This is a genomic window from Rhodosalinus sp. K401, assembly GCF_041365735.1.
Lineage (GTDB): Bacteria > Pseudomonadota > Alphaproteobacteria > Rhodobacterales > Rhodobacteraceae > Rhodosalinus.
Genome location: NZ_JBGFSI010000001.1, coordinates 458,977 through 472,775 on the forward strand (window position 1 = coordinate 458,977; position 13,799 = coordinate 472,775).

The following is a 13,799-nucleotide window of genomic DNA, read 5'->3' on the forward strand; positions in this document are numbered from 1 at the left end:
CATGGCCATGGCGGCCGAGGCGCTCTTTCGCATCAGATCCCTCTAAAACCCCCTCACCGCCCGGGGCGCGCGCTCGCCAGGATAGGCGGAAGGCGGTTCCAGTCCGGTGATGCCATCAGACGGCTTCTGCCGCACGGTTGACGACTCCTTCGGCCCATCTGGCGAGCGCGTCGCTCTCGGGCGGCAGATGGGTGGCGAGCCCCCCAGCGAACGCTTCGAACGCCTCCCGGTTCAGACCGTTCAGGCCCACGAGGACCGGCACATCCAGTGCGATGGCCTCGGCGATCACGTCGCGGAACCCCCGCCCCTCGGCCTCGTGCTTGCCGAACTTGTTGATGATGAGCAGGTCGGCCCGCGCATCGAGCCGGGCCGAGACGAGCCCCACGGCCGTCTCGAGCGCCGCGGGGTCGAGGCGGCAGCCGCGCGCGGAGGGCCCGAGGTCCTGGCTGATCCGCAGGACAGGTCCGTCCGGCAGCACGCGCACATCCATGTCGCAGGGCCCCGTATCGGCGCGCTCGGTGTTGATCTGGACCGTCCCGCAGAGCCGGAGGCTCCGTGCCATCAGATCGGTGGCGAGCCGCGCGAGGATCAGGTCGGTGTCGCCGCGCCCGGGCGCCATCGTGTAGGCGAGAGGCATCTCATGTCTCCTCATGCATCGCAGAAAGGCTGGAACTCGACGCGCGCCCCGGCGGGCAGGTGGTCGACCTCCGCAGGCAGGAACATCAGTCCATCGGCGGCGGGCAGCGCGCCGACCCGTCCGGAATGCGTGGCGTCCTCGAACCGGACCACCTCGCGGCCCCGGGCATCGAAGCCCGCGATCGTCACGGGCCTGATCTCGCATCGCCCTGACTTGCGCCGGATCGCTTCGGCCGTCACGACATGTCGCCGCGTCGCGCGCCGGACGCATTGGCCTGTCAGTCGCTGAACCAGCGCCGTGCCGAAGACCTGCCACATGACGAACGCCGCAAGCGGATTGCCGGGCAGCCCGAGCCAGTGGCTCTTCCCGATGCAACCGTATGACACCGGTTTACCCGGTTTGACCGCGACCCCGCTGAAGTGGACATCCCCGCCGAGCGCGCCCAGCGCGGGCTTCACATGGTCTTCTTCGCCAACCGATACGCCTCCGGCCGTGACGATGAGATCGGCTTGACCAGCCAGGGCGGCAAGACTGCGCTCCAACAGGTCCCGTCGGTCGCCGACCCGCTCGACATGCACCAGGTCAATCCGGGAACTGCCCAAAGCCGCGCAAAGCATCGCCGTGTTCACGTCCCAGATGCCCGCGGGAGCGCGCGTGGTCCCAGGCGTCCAGAGCTCGTCGCCCGTCACGAGCACGCCTACCCGCAAGGCACGGCGCACCTGCACGCTGCCAGCCCCGGCAGCGGCGCAGGCCGCGATCTCGGGCGGGTCCAATCTTGTGCCCGCGTCCACGACGATCTGGCCGCGGCGCATGTCTCCACCGGCGCGGCGTATGTTCGAGCCCCCTTCAGGGCGCGTTTCGAATGTCACGCCCTGCCCCGAATGGCGCGCGTCCTCCTGTCGGATCACGGCATCGGCGCCGAGCGGCAATGGAGCGCCGGTGAATATGCGCGCCACACTGCCCTTGCCGACCACGGCTGGGACGACGGCACCGGCAGGAACGGTCGCCACGACCGGGAACGTCCACGGCCCTTCGCCGACGAAATCCGCGGTATCGACCGCGTAGCCATCCATGGCTGTGTTGTCGAAAGGAGGCGTCATGCACGCCGCACGCACGGGGTCGGCCAGAACCCGGCCGAGCGCGCTCAAGAGGGGCACCGTCTGCGTTGCGGCAACCGGCCTTGCAAGCTGCGCCATCCGTCCAAGCGCGTCATCGATACTGACCAGCGTTGCCGGGGGCTCTGGAGCATCGCAACCGCAGCCTCGTGTCTCAATTCGTCGTATTATGGTCATTGCGCGGCCCGCCCCTCGAAATTTCCCGGGCCGATCGAGCAATCGAGGTTACGCAGCCGGCCATCCTTCAGCCCGTAGATCAGCCCGTGCACGCGTAGGTCGGCCCCGCGATCCCAGGCTTTCTGCATGATGGGCGTTTCGGAAACGCGCCGAACACCCTCGATGACATTCAGCTCTGACAGCTTGTCCCGGCGCGCGTCGATATCTTCGCATTTTGCCAGATCGACCGCATAGGCCCGGGCGAGCCGTCGGATCGGTTCGAGCCAGTGATCCGCGAGCCCGTGGGGCATGTCCTCGGTCGCGGCCTTGACGCCGCCGCATCCGTAGTGGCCGCATACGATGATCTCGCGCACTTGCAGCGCCTCGACCGCGAATTCGAGTGCGGAGAGAAGGTTCATATCGCTCGAATGCACCACGTTTGCGACATTGCGGTGCACGAATACTTCACCGGGGTCCAGCCCGGCCACGACGTTGGCCGGAACGCGGCTGTCGGAACATCCGATCCAGAAGAATTCCGGGGCTTGCTGGCCGGCCAATCGGGCGAAATAGCCCGGGTCTTCCGCGTGACGCGTTTCGGACCAGATCATGTTGCGATCAATCAGGTCTTTCAGCATCAGGTGCCTCCATCGATCTGTCGAGGCCGCGGCGCTGCATCATCCGCAGACGGAGCGTCTCCAGGTCGCGCTCGGTAAGGCGCATCCTTGCAAAGGGAAGGATGATCGCATTCTCGAGCACGAGGTGACGGCGGGCATGTGCGGCAAAGCGTGCCAGACGCTCGCGCATGTCCCTAGTCAGGTCGCTTTGTCCCGCTTGAAGGGCCTCGAGGTCCACAATCACGCGAGGCGCGTCCTCTCCGGCATGCCCGTGATCGGAGGTCAGGCGATCGATCACCTTTCCAATCTCATCCTCGCGCGCGCAGCGACGCCGCAACAATGGAAACAGATCTTCTTCCTCATCCTCGAGATGCAGCGGCAGTTCTTTCTTGAGAAATCCCAGAACGCGTGCCGCCGCTTCCTCGTCGGGGGTTCGGGCTCCGGCCAAACCGTCCATCTGCGCGCAGATCGTTCTTTCGCGCAGATGATCCTCGTGGATGAAATCGAGCGGGTTTCCCAGAAGCTGAGGTGCGGTCGGGCTGAGGCAGTCTCCTCGCTTCAGATCGCGGACATGGGTGTTCATGGTCTGCCGTTTCCGGGACTAGACCGATCGCAGGTCCGCGCCGGAGATCTCGGCGGACGCGACCAGTTGGTTGATGTAGTGTCGGGCCGAACGGGCCCAGGCCGCCTTCTCCATGGCGTCCGAAATCTTGCCGCGCACGGCCTCGAAGGGCAGGACGGCGCCCTGGGCCACGGCATCCACGCGGATGACGTGCCAGCCGTGGCGAGTGAGAACCGGCTCGGGCGTGATCTCGCCCTCGGCCAGCGAGCGCAGCGCGGCCTCGAACTCCGGCACGGTGTCGCCCGGCCCAAGCTGGCCGAGCGCGCCGCCCGAGGATTTCGAGCCGCAATCGCTGTGCTCCTGCGCAAGCTTGGCAAAGCCACGCGGGTTGTCCTGCGCGCGGCGCGCAAGATCCGCAGCCCGCTCCCGGGCGGTGGCCGTCGCCCTGTCGTCCCGCGGATCGCAGGCGACGAGGACATGCGACACCTCCCAGAGCGGTGGCGAGCGGAAGCGCTGTGGGTCGCGCTCCCATTCGGTACGGATGTCGGACTCAATCGGGGCCTCGGACGTGACCGCGGTTTCGAGAAGGCCCCGGATCAGAGCCTCCTCGTCCGTCTCGAAACGGCCCGGCCCGATCTCGGCCGGATCGGGCGACAGGCCTCGACGTCGCGCCTCCTGCAGAAGCAGCGTGCGCACCGCCACCGCGTTCGCCGCCTTGCGCCAGGCGATGCCGGGCTTGCCCTTGGGGCCGGGGTGGTTCTGCGTCTCGGCGGCGATGACGGTGTGAGGCACCGTCTCGCCATTGACCACCAGATCAGGAAACAGGGCTGCGTTCATGGTTTCACTCCGCAGGGTTGGCGATACTGGACTCGGGCCGGCCCGTGGCCCGCGGCGGGACCGGAGCGCGCCTTGCCGACGCAACCGGCCCGTTGCGGGCCGGCAGCGGTGTGCTGCGGCGCGACCGGACGATCTGGTAGCCCGGGCGCGTCAGCAGGTAGCGGAACGGTGCCGCGAACCCCGACCAGATGTGCACCAGCCGCGTGAACGGGAACAGGATCGTGATGACCAGGCCGAGGAAGATGTGCAGCTTGTAAAGCCAGTGCACGTCGACGACGGTGATCCATGCATTGACGTTCCAGGTCACCACGCTTTGCGACCAGTTCATGAAGCGCACCATCTCGCCGCCGTCCATGTGCTGCAGCGTCTGGGTTATCGTGAGCAATCCGATCGCGAGCTGGAGCCAGATCAGGCCCATGATGATGATGTCGGGATAGCTCGATGTGACGCGGATGCGCGGATCGAACAACCGGCGATGCAGCAGCATGGTCGAGCCGATCAGCGCCGCGACACCGGCCGGTCCGCCGATCAGAACGGCGAGCCACTGCTTGAGACCGTAGGGAACTCCCAGGGTGTCGAGGACCCAGACCGGAACGAAGAGACCGATCAGGTGGCCGAAGAACACCACGATGATACCGACATGGAACAGGATCGACCCCCAGATCAGCTGCTTGCGTCGCAGGAGCTGGCTCGAGGAGCTTTTCCAGGTGAAAGGGTCGCGCTCGTAGCGGGCGATGGAGCCCACGAGGAAGATCGTCAGAGCAACATAGGGCATCACGCCGAAGATGACGAAGTTCAGGTCGAAGTTGGCGAACATGGGTTCAGTCTCCTATTCGGCCGCGTGCCGCGGAGCGGGTGTTACGGGTTCATCCATGCGCGAGAGGATGTCGCGCGTGATCGGGCAGCCGGCATTGGGGTCGGGGCCGAACAGAACCTCCGATTCCTCCCAGACGGCATCGAGCGCCTCGAGATCCTCGGGGTCCGTGTCGGGTTGTTCGAGGAGCTCTGCCACCGCCTCCCCGTCCGCCGTCACACCGGACAGCTGGGAAAGAGCGGCGAAGACGGCGGCATATTCCGAGTCCCGACGTCGCAGGCGTTCCTCGATGGCGGTGAAGATATGCGCCGCGTCCGCCAGGGTTTCCTGCGCTTCGGCGACGGGACGCGTGGCGAGGAATTCCAGCAGAACCGGCAGGTGGTCGGGCAGTTCCGTGGTGGCGGGCTCGAACCCGCCCTCGCGGTAGGTCTCGATCAGCGACACCATGGCGCCGCCGCGGTCCCGGCTCTCGCCGTGGACATGCTCGAAGAGGTTGAGCGACAGCGTGCGCGAGCGGTCGAAGAGCATCACGAACCGCTCCTCGAGGTCGTAGATGTCGTCGTCGCGCAACGCCTCGACAATGGGCCGCAGACCCCGCCGCGCGGCGCCGGTGAGCCTTGTGTCGGAGGCGAGAACGGCCCCGATCTCGGGCATGGCGGCCTGAAGCTCCCGCGTGGGATAGCTCAGGATCAGCGAAAGGGATTTCAGCGTGCGGTCTTGAAGTTGCGGGGCCATGTCACTGCACCTCCGTGGGCATTTTCAGGGGTTTCTTGGACCCGCCGAACAGCGAGCCCTTGGAGATGCCGGTGGAGCAGCCATTGCCGTCGGTGAAGCCGCAGCCGCCCTTGAGGTCGTAGGCATCCTCGACCTGTTCGCGGTGGGTGGTGGGGATGACGAAGCGATCCTCGTAGTCCGCGAGCGCCATGATCTTGTACATGTCCTCGATCACCCGGCCGGACAGGCCGACGCGGGCCGCGATGGCCTCGTCGCGCACGCCGTCGATGGTCTTGGCGCGCATGTAGGCGCGCATCGCCAGCATCCGTTCCAGCGCCTGGGCCACGGGAGCCTCGTCACCGGCCGTGAGCATGTTCGCGAGATAGCGCAGCGGGATGCGCAGATTGCGGACATCCGGCATGTCGCCGTCCATGCCGATCGCGCCCGCCTCGGCGGCGTTCTGGATCGGGCTGAGCGGCGGGATGTACCAAACCATCGGCAGCGTCCGGTATTCGGGATGCAGCGGGAAGGCGACCTTCCACTCCATCGCCATCTTCCAGATCGGGCTTTCCTGCGCCGCTGTGATCCAGTCCTCGGGGATGCCGTCGGCCCGCGCGGTCTCGATGATCACGGGATCGTTCGGGTCGAGGAAAACGCCGAGCTGCGCGTCGTAGAGGTCCATCTCCTCGGCCGCGTTCGCGGCCTCCTCGATCTTGTCGGCGTCATAGAGCATGACGCCGAGATACCGGATGCGGCCGACGCAGGTCTCCGAACAGACGGTGGGGTTGCCGCTCTCGATGCGCGGATAGCAGAGGGTGCATTTCTCGGATTTGCCCGTGGACCAGTTGTAATAGACCTTCTTGTACGGGCAGCCCGAGACGCACATCCGCCAGCCGCGGCATTTCTCCTGGTCGATCAGGACGATGCCGTCCTCTTCGCGCTTGTAGATCGCGCCCGAGGGGCAGGACGCCGCGCAGGTCGGGTTGAGGCAATGCTCGCAGAGCCGGGGGAGATACATCATGAAGGTGTTCTCGTATTCCCCGTAGATCTCCTTCTGGATGCCTTCGAAGTTGTAATCCTCGCCGCGCTTCGAGAATTCGCCGCCGAGGATCTCCTCCCAGTTCGGGCCCTTCTCGATCTTCTCGATCCGCTCGCCGGTGATCTTTGAACGGGGGCGCGCCGTGGGGAACGCCTCCATCTCGGGGGCCGACTTCAGGTGGTCGTAGTCGAAATCGAACGGCTCGTAGTAGTCGTCGATCTCGGGCAGGTCGGGGTTGGCGAAGATGTTCGCGAGGATCCGCCATTTGGAGCCCTGCTTGGGCTGGAGCTTGCCGGATTTCGTCCTCTCCCAGCCGCCGTTCCAGCGGGCCTGGTTCTCCCAGTCGGTGGGATAGCCGGTGCCGGGCTTGGTCTCGACGTTGTTGAACCAAGCGTATTCGACACCGTCGCGGCTGGTCCAGACGTTCTTGCAGGTCACGGAGCAGGTGTGGCACCCGATACATTTGTCGAGGTTCAGCACCATGCCGATTTGTGCGCGGATTCTCATTCTGCTGCCTCCTGTGCAGGCGCTTCCCAGCTCTTTTCGCGGTCGAGCCAGTCCACTTTCTTCATCTTCCTGACGACGACGAACTCGTCCCGGTTCGCCCCCACGGTTCCGTAGTAGTTGAAGCCGTAGGATTGCTGGGCGTAGCCGCCGATCATGTGGGTGGGTTTGGGCACCGTGCGGGTGACCGAGTTGTGGATACCGCCGCGATTGCCGGTCTTTTCCGATCCGGGCGTGTTCACGATCTTTTCCTGGGCGTGATACATGAAGGTCGTACCATCCTTGATGCGCTGGCTGACGACCGCGCGGGCCGTGAGCGCACCATTCACGTTGTACAGCTCGACCCAGTCGTTATCGACGATCCCCGCCTTTTTCGCGTCGTTCTCGGAAATCCAGATCACCGGACCGCCGCGATTGAGCGTCAGCATCAGCAGGTTGTCGGTATAGGTCGAGTGGATCCCCCATTTCTGGTGCGGCGTGATGAAGTTGAGGGTGAGCGTGTCGCCCTCGTCCTGCACCGCCTTGGTGATGGTCTTGAGGTCCACCGGAGGCCGATAGGACATGAAGCCCTCGCCGAAGGCCAGCATCCACAGGTGATCCTGATAGAGCTGCTGCCGACCCGTGAGGGTCCGCCACGGGATCAGCTCGTGGACGTTGGTGTAGCCCGCGTTGTAGCAGACCTTCTCGCTTTCCAGACCCGACCAGGTGGGCGACGAGATGATCTTGCGCGGTTGGGCCGCGATGTCGCGGAAGCGGATCTTCTCGTCCTCCTTGGGCAGCGCGAGATGGGCGTGTTCACGGCCCGTCGCCTTGGACAGCGCCTCCCACGCCTTGACCGCGACTTCGCCATTCGTTTCGGGCGCGAGCATCAGCACGACCTCGGTCGCGTCGATGTCGGTGACGATCTTCGGGCAACCCTTGGCCGGGCCATCCTCCCACACGCCGTTCAGGTCGCGCAGGTGCTGGACCTCGTGTTCGGTCTTCCACGAGATGCCCTTGCCGCCGTTTCCGAGCTTGTCCATGAGCGGGCCAAGCGCGCAGAACCTGTCGCCGATCGCGGTATAGTCCCTCTCCACCGCGATGAAGTTCGGCGCGGTCTTGCCTGGGATCAGATCGCATTCGCCCTTCTTCCAGTCGCGGACCTGATCCTGTGCGACTTCGCCGGGCGTGTCGTGCAGGATCGGCAGCGCGACGACGTCGGTCTCCTGCCCGAGAATTTCCGGCGCGACCTCCTGCACCTTGTAGGCGATCGCCTTGAAGATCTCCCAGTCGGACTTGCTTTCGTAGGCCGGGTCCACGGCCGCCTGAAGAGGGTGGATGAACGGGTGCATGTCCGAGGTGTTGAGGTCGTTCTTCTCGTACCAGGACGCCGTGGGCAGAACGATGTCGGAATAGACCGCCGTCGTGCTCATCCGGAAGTCGATGGTCACCAGCAGGTCGAGCTTGCCGCGCGGGCCGTCCTCGTGCCACTTCGCCTCCTTCGGCAGTTGCCGGCCTTCCTCGCCCAGATCCTTGCCCATGACGCCGTGATCGGTGCCGAGCAGGTGCTTGAGGAAGTATTCGTGCCCCTTGCCCGACGAACCCAAGAGGTTCGACCGCCAGACGAAGAGGTTGCGCGGCCAGTTCTCGGGCGCGTCGGGGTCTTCGCAGGACATCTCGAGTTCGCCGGACTTGAGCTGCTCGGCGATGTAGGGTGCCACCTCCTTGCCCGCCGCCTTGGCGGCCTTGGCCACCTCCAGCGGGTTGGTCTTGAGCTGCGGGGCCGAGGGCAGCCAGCCCATCCGCTCGGCGCGGATGTTGTAGTCGATCAGGGAAACGTCCCAGTCGCCTTCGGGCGCAGTGGGAGACAGGATCTCGCCCGCCGTCAGCGTCTCGTAGCGCCACTGATCGGTGTGCGCATACCAGGCCGAGGTCGAGTTCATCTGCCGCGGCGGACGCCCCCAGTCGAGCGCGAAGGCCAAGGGCAGCCAGCCCGTCTGCGGGCGCAGCTTTTCCTGGCCCACGTAATGCGCCCAGCCGCCGCCCGACTGGCCCACCGCACCGCACATCACCAGCATGTTGATGACGCCGCGGTAGTTCATGTCCATGTGGTACCAGTGGTTCATCGCGGCGCCGATGATGATCATCGACTTGCCGTTGGTCTTTTCGGCGTTCTGCGCGAATTCGCGGGCAACATGGACGATCTTGTCAGCCTTCACACCGGTTATCTTCTCGGCCCAGGCGGGCGTCCCGGGCACGTCGTCTGCATAATCCTTCGCAACCCACTCGCCGCCGAGACCACGATCGAGGCCGTAGTTGGCGCAGAAGAGGTCGAAGACCGTGGCGACGGCAACTTCGCCATCCGCCGTCTTGATGCGCTTCACGGGCACGTTCTTGGTCAGGACGTTCGGGCGCTTGTCGCCGGTGGTGAACGCCTCCGTCGCGTCGGCGCCGAAATAAGGAAAATCGACCCCCACCACGTCGTCGTGGTCGTCGTCGAGGACCAGCGACATCTGGAGCTTGGTCTCGGCCCCGTTCGCCTTCTCCTCGAGGTTCCATTCTCCGTCCTCACCCCAGCGGTAGCCGATGGAGCCGTTGGGCGAGACCAGACCCTCGGAGATCCTGTCGAAAGCGACGACCTTCCATTCGGGGTTGTTCTCCTCGCCGAGCTTGCCGTCCAGGTCGTCGGCCCGAAGGAACCGCCCGGGGATCATCTTGCCGTCCTTCTCCTCGATCTTAACCAGCATCGGGAAGTCGGAATACTTGCGGCAATACTCCTCGAAGTAGGGCGCCTGCCGGTCGAGGTGGAACTCGCGCAGGATGACGTGGCCGAAGGCCATCGCCAGCGCCGCGTCGGTGCCCTGCTTCACGTTCAGCCAGACATCGCCAAACTTGGCCGCCTCGGAATAGTCGGGGCAGATCACCGCGGACTTGGTACCGCGATAGCGCGCCTCGGTGTAGAAATGGGCGTCGGGCGTGCGGGTCTGCGGCACGTTCGAGCCCCAGATCAGCAGGTAGCCCGCGTTGTACCAGTCGGCCGATTCCGGCACGTCCGTCTGCTCGCCCCAGGTCATCGGGGACGCAGGCGGCAGGTCGCAATACCAGTCGTAGAAGGACATGCAGGTACCGCCCATCAGCGACAGATACCGCGAGCCTGCGGCATAGGAGATCATCGACATCGCCGGGATGGGCGAGAAGCCGAAGATGCGGTCGGGCCCGTAGGTCTTGGCGGTGTAGGCGTTGGCGGCCGCGGTGATCTCGGTCGCCTCGTCCCAGCTGGCGCGCACGAACCCGCCCTTGCCGCGCGTCTCGGTGTAGGAGGCGCGGAGGATCGGGTCGGTCTGGATCGCGGTCCAGGCCTCGATCGGCGTCGTCGTCTCGCGCATCTTGCGCCAGACCTTCATCAGCCGCCCGCGCACCAGCGGGTTCTTCACCCGGTTCGCGGAGTAGAGATACCAGCTGTAGGAGGCGCCACGCGCGCAGCCGCGGGGCTCGTGGTTCGGCAGGTCGGGCCGCGTGCGCGGATAATCCGTCTGCTGCGTCTCCCATGTGACGATCCCGGACTTCACGTAGATCTTCCACGAGCAGGACCCGGTGCAGTTCACCCCGTGGGTCGAGCGGACGATCTTGTCGTGCCGCCAGCGCTCCCGGTAGGTGTCCTCCCAGTCGCGGTTCTCGCGCGTGACCTGACCGTGGCCCTTAGAAAAACGCTCCAGTTCCTTGGATTGCAGAAAGTTAAGTCTGTCCAGGAGATGGCTCATGATGCTGTCCTCTTACTCAGCCGGCTGCGCGGGGGTGGCGCGGCCATGTTCGATATCGTGCAGAAGGCCGCCCGGGCGGGTGTAGATCACGAAGGTGATCGCCGCGCAGACGACGTAGAAGATCAGGAAGGCCCAAAGCGCCGCCGCCGGCCCGCCGGTCATGGAGATCGAGGTGCCGTAGCTCTTCGGGATGAAGAAGGCGCCATAGGCCGCGATCGCACTGGTGAAGGCGATGATCGCCGCGCTCTCGCGCTCGGACTGCTTGCGCGCAGCGTCGGCGTCCAGCATCGGAAAGAGCCGCGCGGTCTCGCGCCGCATGATCACCGGGATCATCTGAAAGGTGGAAGCGTTGCCCACGCCGGTCAGGAAGAACAGCGCCATGAAGCACGCGAAGAAGCCCCAGAAACTGCCGGCGCTGTCACCGAGCGGGAGGAACTGCAGCACGCCGTAAACCGCGGCGATCATGCCCAGGAACGTCCAGAACGTGACGCGTCCGCCGCCGTACTTGTCCGAGACCCAGCCTGTCGCGGCCCGGCTCAGCGCGCCGACGAGCGGGCCGAGGAAGGCGAGGTGCAACATGTCGAGATGCGGGAACTGCGTCTTCATCAGCAGCGGGAAGCCCGCCGAATACCCGATGAAGCTGCCGAACGTGCCGGTGTAGAGCACGCACATGATCCAGTTATGCGTGCGCTTGAGGATCTGCAGCTGATCCGAGAGCGAAGCGCGCGCATCGGCGATATCGTCCATCCCGAACCACGCGGCGATCGCCCCGACCACCAGGAACGGCACCCAGATGAAGCCCGCGTTTTGCAGCCAGAGCTGGCCGCCGTCCGACAGCTCCTGCGGCGTGCCGCCGAGGGCGCCGAACACGCCCGCGGTGATGACCACCGGCACGAGGAACTGCATGACCGACACGCCCAGATTGCCGAGCCCTGCATTGAGCGCGAGCGCGTTGCCCTTTTGCGCGCGTGGGAAGAAATAGGCGATGTTGGCCATGGAAGAGGCGAAGTTGCCCCCGCCGAGGCCGCAGAGCAGCGCGAGGATCAGGAAGACGGCATAGGGCGTCTCGGGGTTCTGGACCGCGAAGCCGATGCCGATGGCCGGGATCAGCAGCGATGCGGTGGACAGCGTCGTCCAGAGCCGCCCCCCGAAGATCGGGATCATGAAGGAGTAGAAGATCCGCAGCGTCGCGCCGGAGAGCCCCGGAAGCGAGGCGAGCCAGAAGAGCTGCGCGGTGGTGTATTCGAACCCGATCGCCGGCAGCTTGGCGACGACGATCGACCAGACCAGCCAGACCGAGAAGGCGAGCAGCAGGCACGGGATCGAGATCCAGAGGTTGCGGTTCGCAACCGCCCTGCCCTCGTTCTCCCAGAAATCGGCGTCCTCCGGTCGCCAGTCGGTCAGCAGGTGACCCTTGTTCGTCGTGCTGGAAGCCATTTGTCTTTTCCCTTTTCAGAAGCTGTGGGCGTGCGGCGCGGCCATTCCGGCCGCGCCGGCGCCGGTCTATTCCGCCGGCTGGGAGGTGGGCCCGCCTCTGGAACGGCGCGGCCGGTCCACCGGCTTGGGAAGCGGCGCCTCGGGCAGATCCGACAGGTCACGGTCTTCGGCCAGTTGCGGATGCTTGCGGCGCTCCATCCGGCGGATGGCGACGTGCATCCAGACAGTCGAGATCGCGACGAGCACGAAGAGCAACATGAACGGAGCGGTCCAGACGCCCGTCAGGTCGAGCAGCATGCCGAAGGCAATGGGAAGGAAGAAACCGCCAAGACCGCCGATCATGCCGACGAGACCGCCGACCGAGCCGACATGATGCGGGTAGTAGACCGGGATGTGCTTGTAGACGGCCGCCTTGCCGAGGCTCATCAGGAAGCCGAGAATGACGGTCAGGCCGACGAAGACCCCCACGCTCAGGCCGAAATCGAACTCGATCGGCCCCTTGATGCCCTCGACGACGTATCCGGTCTCGGGGTAGCTCATCACGAACAGGATCGCGAGCGACCCGATGAAGGTCAGGTACATGACGAAACGGGCGCCCCACTTGTCGGACATCCAGCCGCCGAGCGCGCGGAAAACCGATCCGGGCAGCGAATAGAGACCGGCGAAGACCCCTGCCGTCGTCAGTTCGAGGCCATAGGCACCGACATAGTATCGCGGCAGAAAGCTCGCGAGCGCGACGAATGCGCCGAAAACGAAGAAGTAGTAGGTGGCGAAACGCCAGACCTGGATCTCCTTGAGCGGCTCCAGCATGGATCCGGTCGAGGCCGGACCGGCGCCGGTCCGTTTGCGGTCTTCCTGAACGGGGTCGTTCTTGGCCAGCAGGTAGAACAGGACGGCGACGACCGCGAGGACAACGGCATAGACACGGGCTGTGCCTTCCCAGCCGATCGCGACCACAAGAAACGGCGCCGCGAAGTTGGTGACGGCAGCACCGACATTGCCGGCGCCGAAAATGCCAAGCGCCGTGCCCTGCCGCTCCTTCTCGAACCAGCGGGAAGTGTAGGCGACACCGACGATGAAGGAGCCACCGGCAAGACCGATTCCGAGCGCGGCCAGAAGGAAGATTTCATAGGTCTGGACGCTGGTCAGCAGCCAGACGGCAACCGCGGTCAAAAGCATCTGAAGCGGAAACATGATCCGCCCGCCGTACTGCTCCGTCCAGACGCCAAGAAAGATCCGGCTGATCGAGCCGGTCAGAACGGGGGTTGCCACCAGAAGGCCGAATTGCGTGTCGCTGAGACCGAGGTCCTGTTTGATCTGGACCCCGATGATCGAGAATATCGTCCAGACCGCGAAACAGACCGTGAAGGCGAAAGTACTGAGCCCCAGGGCGCGGTACTGGTCCGAGCGTGAAACGCCATCAAGTGTATGCATGAACTGTCCCTCCGGCATCTTGCATCGGCGCGATGCCGATGTGTGGCTTGGGGAATAACTGCCGGACGGACCGGCGCCTCGTGCTTGATCGAGGTCAAACAACCCGAAAAATCTTTGCAAAATAAATGGGTTACTGAAATTTATCACGCGGGGGACCGCGCACTTTCAAATGCAGGGACAACACGGGGCTGTCACG

11 protein-coding genes are annotated in these 13,799 nt (G+C 65.1%); all 11 read right to left on the reverse strand.

From position 1 onward, the window contains the following. Positions 1-115: 115 nt before the first annotated feature. Positions 116-637, reverse strand: a complete 522-nt coding sequence (locus tag AB6A66_RS02295; protein ID WP_371054619.1) for a DUF2478 domain-containing protein — start codon at positions 635-637, stop codon at positions 116-118. A gap of 11 nt (positions 638-648) precedes the next feature. Beyond that, positions 649-1,929, reverse strand: coding sequence for a gephyrin-like molybdotransferase Glp (gene glp / locus AB6A66_RS02300; RefSeq protein WP_371054620.1), 1,281 nt, complete (start codon positions 1,927-1,929; stop codon positions 649-651). After that, a complete protein-coding gene (locus AB6A66_RS02305; RefSeq protein ID WP_371054621.1) occupies positions 1,926-2,543 on the reverse strand; it encodes a carbonic anhydrase in 618 nt (205 codons plus the stop codon). The genes glp and AB6A66_RS02305 overlap by 4 nt, the downstream gene beginning before the upstream one ends. Then, positions 2,524-3,105 carry a hemerythrin domain-containing protein gene (locus AB6A66_RS02310; protein ID WP_371054622.1) on the reverse strand — a complete coding sequence of 194 codons (582 nt, stop codon included), beginning with the start codon at positions 3,103-3,105 and terminating at the stop codon, positions 2,524-2,526. Before AB6A66_RS02310 ends, AB6A66_RS02305 begins: the two co-directional genes overlap by 20 nt. An 18-nt stretch (positions 3,106-3,123) precedes the next feature. Continuing rightward, a complete protein-coding gene (locus AB6A66_RS02315; RefSeq protein WP_371054623.1) occupies positions 3,124-3,921 on the reverse strand; it encodes a peptidylprolyl isomerase in 798 nt (265 codons plus the stop codon). A gap of 4 nt (positions 3,922-3,925) precedes the next feature. Continuing rightward, on the reverse strand, positions 3,926-4,738 hold the full coding sequence (gene narI / locus AB6A66_RS02320; protein ID WP_371054624.1) for a respiratory nitrate reductase subunit gamma: 813 nt from the start codon (positions 4,736-4,738) through the stop codon (positions 3,926-3,928). A gap of 12 nt (positions 4,739-4,750) precedes the next feature. Continuing rightward, a complete protein-coding gene (gene narJ, locus AB6A66_RS02325) occupies positions 4,751-5,470 on the reverse strand; it encodes a nitrate reductase molybdenum cofactor assembly chaperone (RefSeq protein WP_371054625.1) in 720 nt (239 codons plus the stop codon). A 1-nt stretch (position 5,471) separates the two neighbouring features. Then, on the reverse strand, positions 5,472-6,995 hold the full coding sequence (gene narH / locus AB6A66_RS02330) for a nitrate reductase subunit beta (RefSeq protein WP_371054626.1): 1,524 nt from the start codon (positions 6,993-6,995) through the stop codon (positions 5,472-5,474). After that, positions 6,992-10,732, reverse strand: coding sequence for a nitrate reductase subunit alpha (locus AB6A66_RS02335; RefSeq protein ID WP_371054627.1), 3,741 nt, complete (start codon positions 10,730-10,732; stop codon positions 6,992-6,994). The genes narH and AB6A66_RS02335 overlap by 4 nt, the downstream gene beginning before the upstream one ends. A 12-nt stretch (positions 10,733-10,744) precedes the next feature. Next, complete coding sequence (locus AB6A66_RS02340) at positions 10,745-12,169, reverse strand: NarK family nitrate/nitrite MFS transporter (protein WP_371054628.1); 1,425 nt, start codon at positions 12,167-12,169, stop codon at positions 10,745-10,747. 66 nt (positions 12,170-12,235) lie between these two features. Beyond that, positions 12,236-13,603: a nitrate/nitrite transporter gene (locus tag AB6A66_RS02345; protein ID WP_371054629.1), complete on the reverse strand. Its 1,368-nt coding sequence runs from the start codon at positions 13,601-13,603 to the stop codon at positions 12,236-12,238. Positions 13,604-13,799: the final 196 nt, after the last annotated feature.

What these genes read in the sequence shown, in the direction of transcription:
- AB6A66_RS02315 (WP_371054623.1), bottom strand. Translation starts at nt 3,921, where the DNA reads ATGAACGCAGCCCTGTTTCCTGATCTGGTGGTCAATGGCGAGACGGTG.
- AB6A66_RS02295 (WP_371054619.1), bottom strand. Translation starts at nt 637, where the DNA reads ATGCCTCTCGCCTACACGATGGCGCCCGGGCGCGGCGACACCGACCTG.
- AB6A66_RS02305 (WP_371054621.1), bottom strand. Translation starts at nt 2,543, where the DNA reads ATGCTGAAAGACCTGATTGATCGCAACATGATCTGGTCCGAAACGCGT.
- narH (WP_371054626.1), bottom strand. Translation starts at nt 6,995, where the DNA reads ATGAGAATCCGCGCACAAATCGGCATGGTGCTGAACCTCGACAAATGT.
- glp (WP_371054620.1), bottom strand. Translation starts at nt 1,929, where the DNA reads ATGACCATAATACGACGAATTGAGACACGAGGCTGCGGTTGCGATGCT.
- AB6A66_RS02340 (WP_371054628.1), bottom strand. Translation starts at nt 12,169, where the DNA reads ATGGCTTCCAGCACGACGAACAAGGGTCACCTGCTGACCGACTGGCGA.
- narJ (WP_371054625.1), bottom strand. Translation starts at nt 5,470, where the DNA reads ATGGCCCCGCAACTTCAAGACCGCACGCTGAAATCCCTTTCGCTGATC.
- AB6A66_RS02310 (WP_371054622.1), bottom strand. Translation starts at nt 3,105, where the DNA reads ATGAACACCCATGTCCGCGATCTGAAGCGAGGAGACTGCCTCAGCCCG.
- AB6A66_RS02345 (WP_371054629.1), bottom strand. Translation starts at nt 13,603, where the DNA reads ATGCATACACTTGATGGCGTTTCACGCTCGGACCAGTACCGCGCCCTG.
- AB6A66_RS02335 (WP_371054627.1), bottom strand. Translation starts at nt 10,732, where the DNA reads ATGAGCCATCTCCTGGACAGACTTAACTTTCTGCAATCCAAGGAACTG.
- narI (WP_371054624.1), bottom strand. Translation starts at nt 4,738, where the DNA reads ATGTTCGCCAACTTCGACCTGAACTTCGTCATCTTCGGCGTGATGCCC.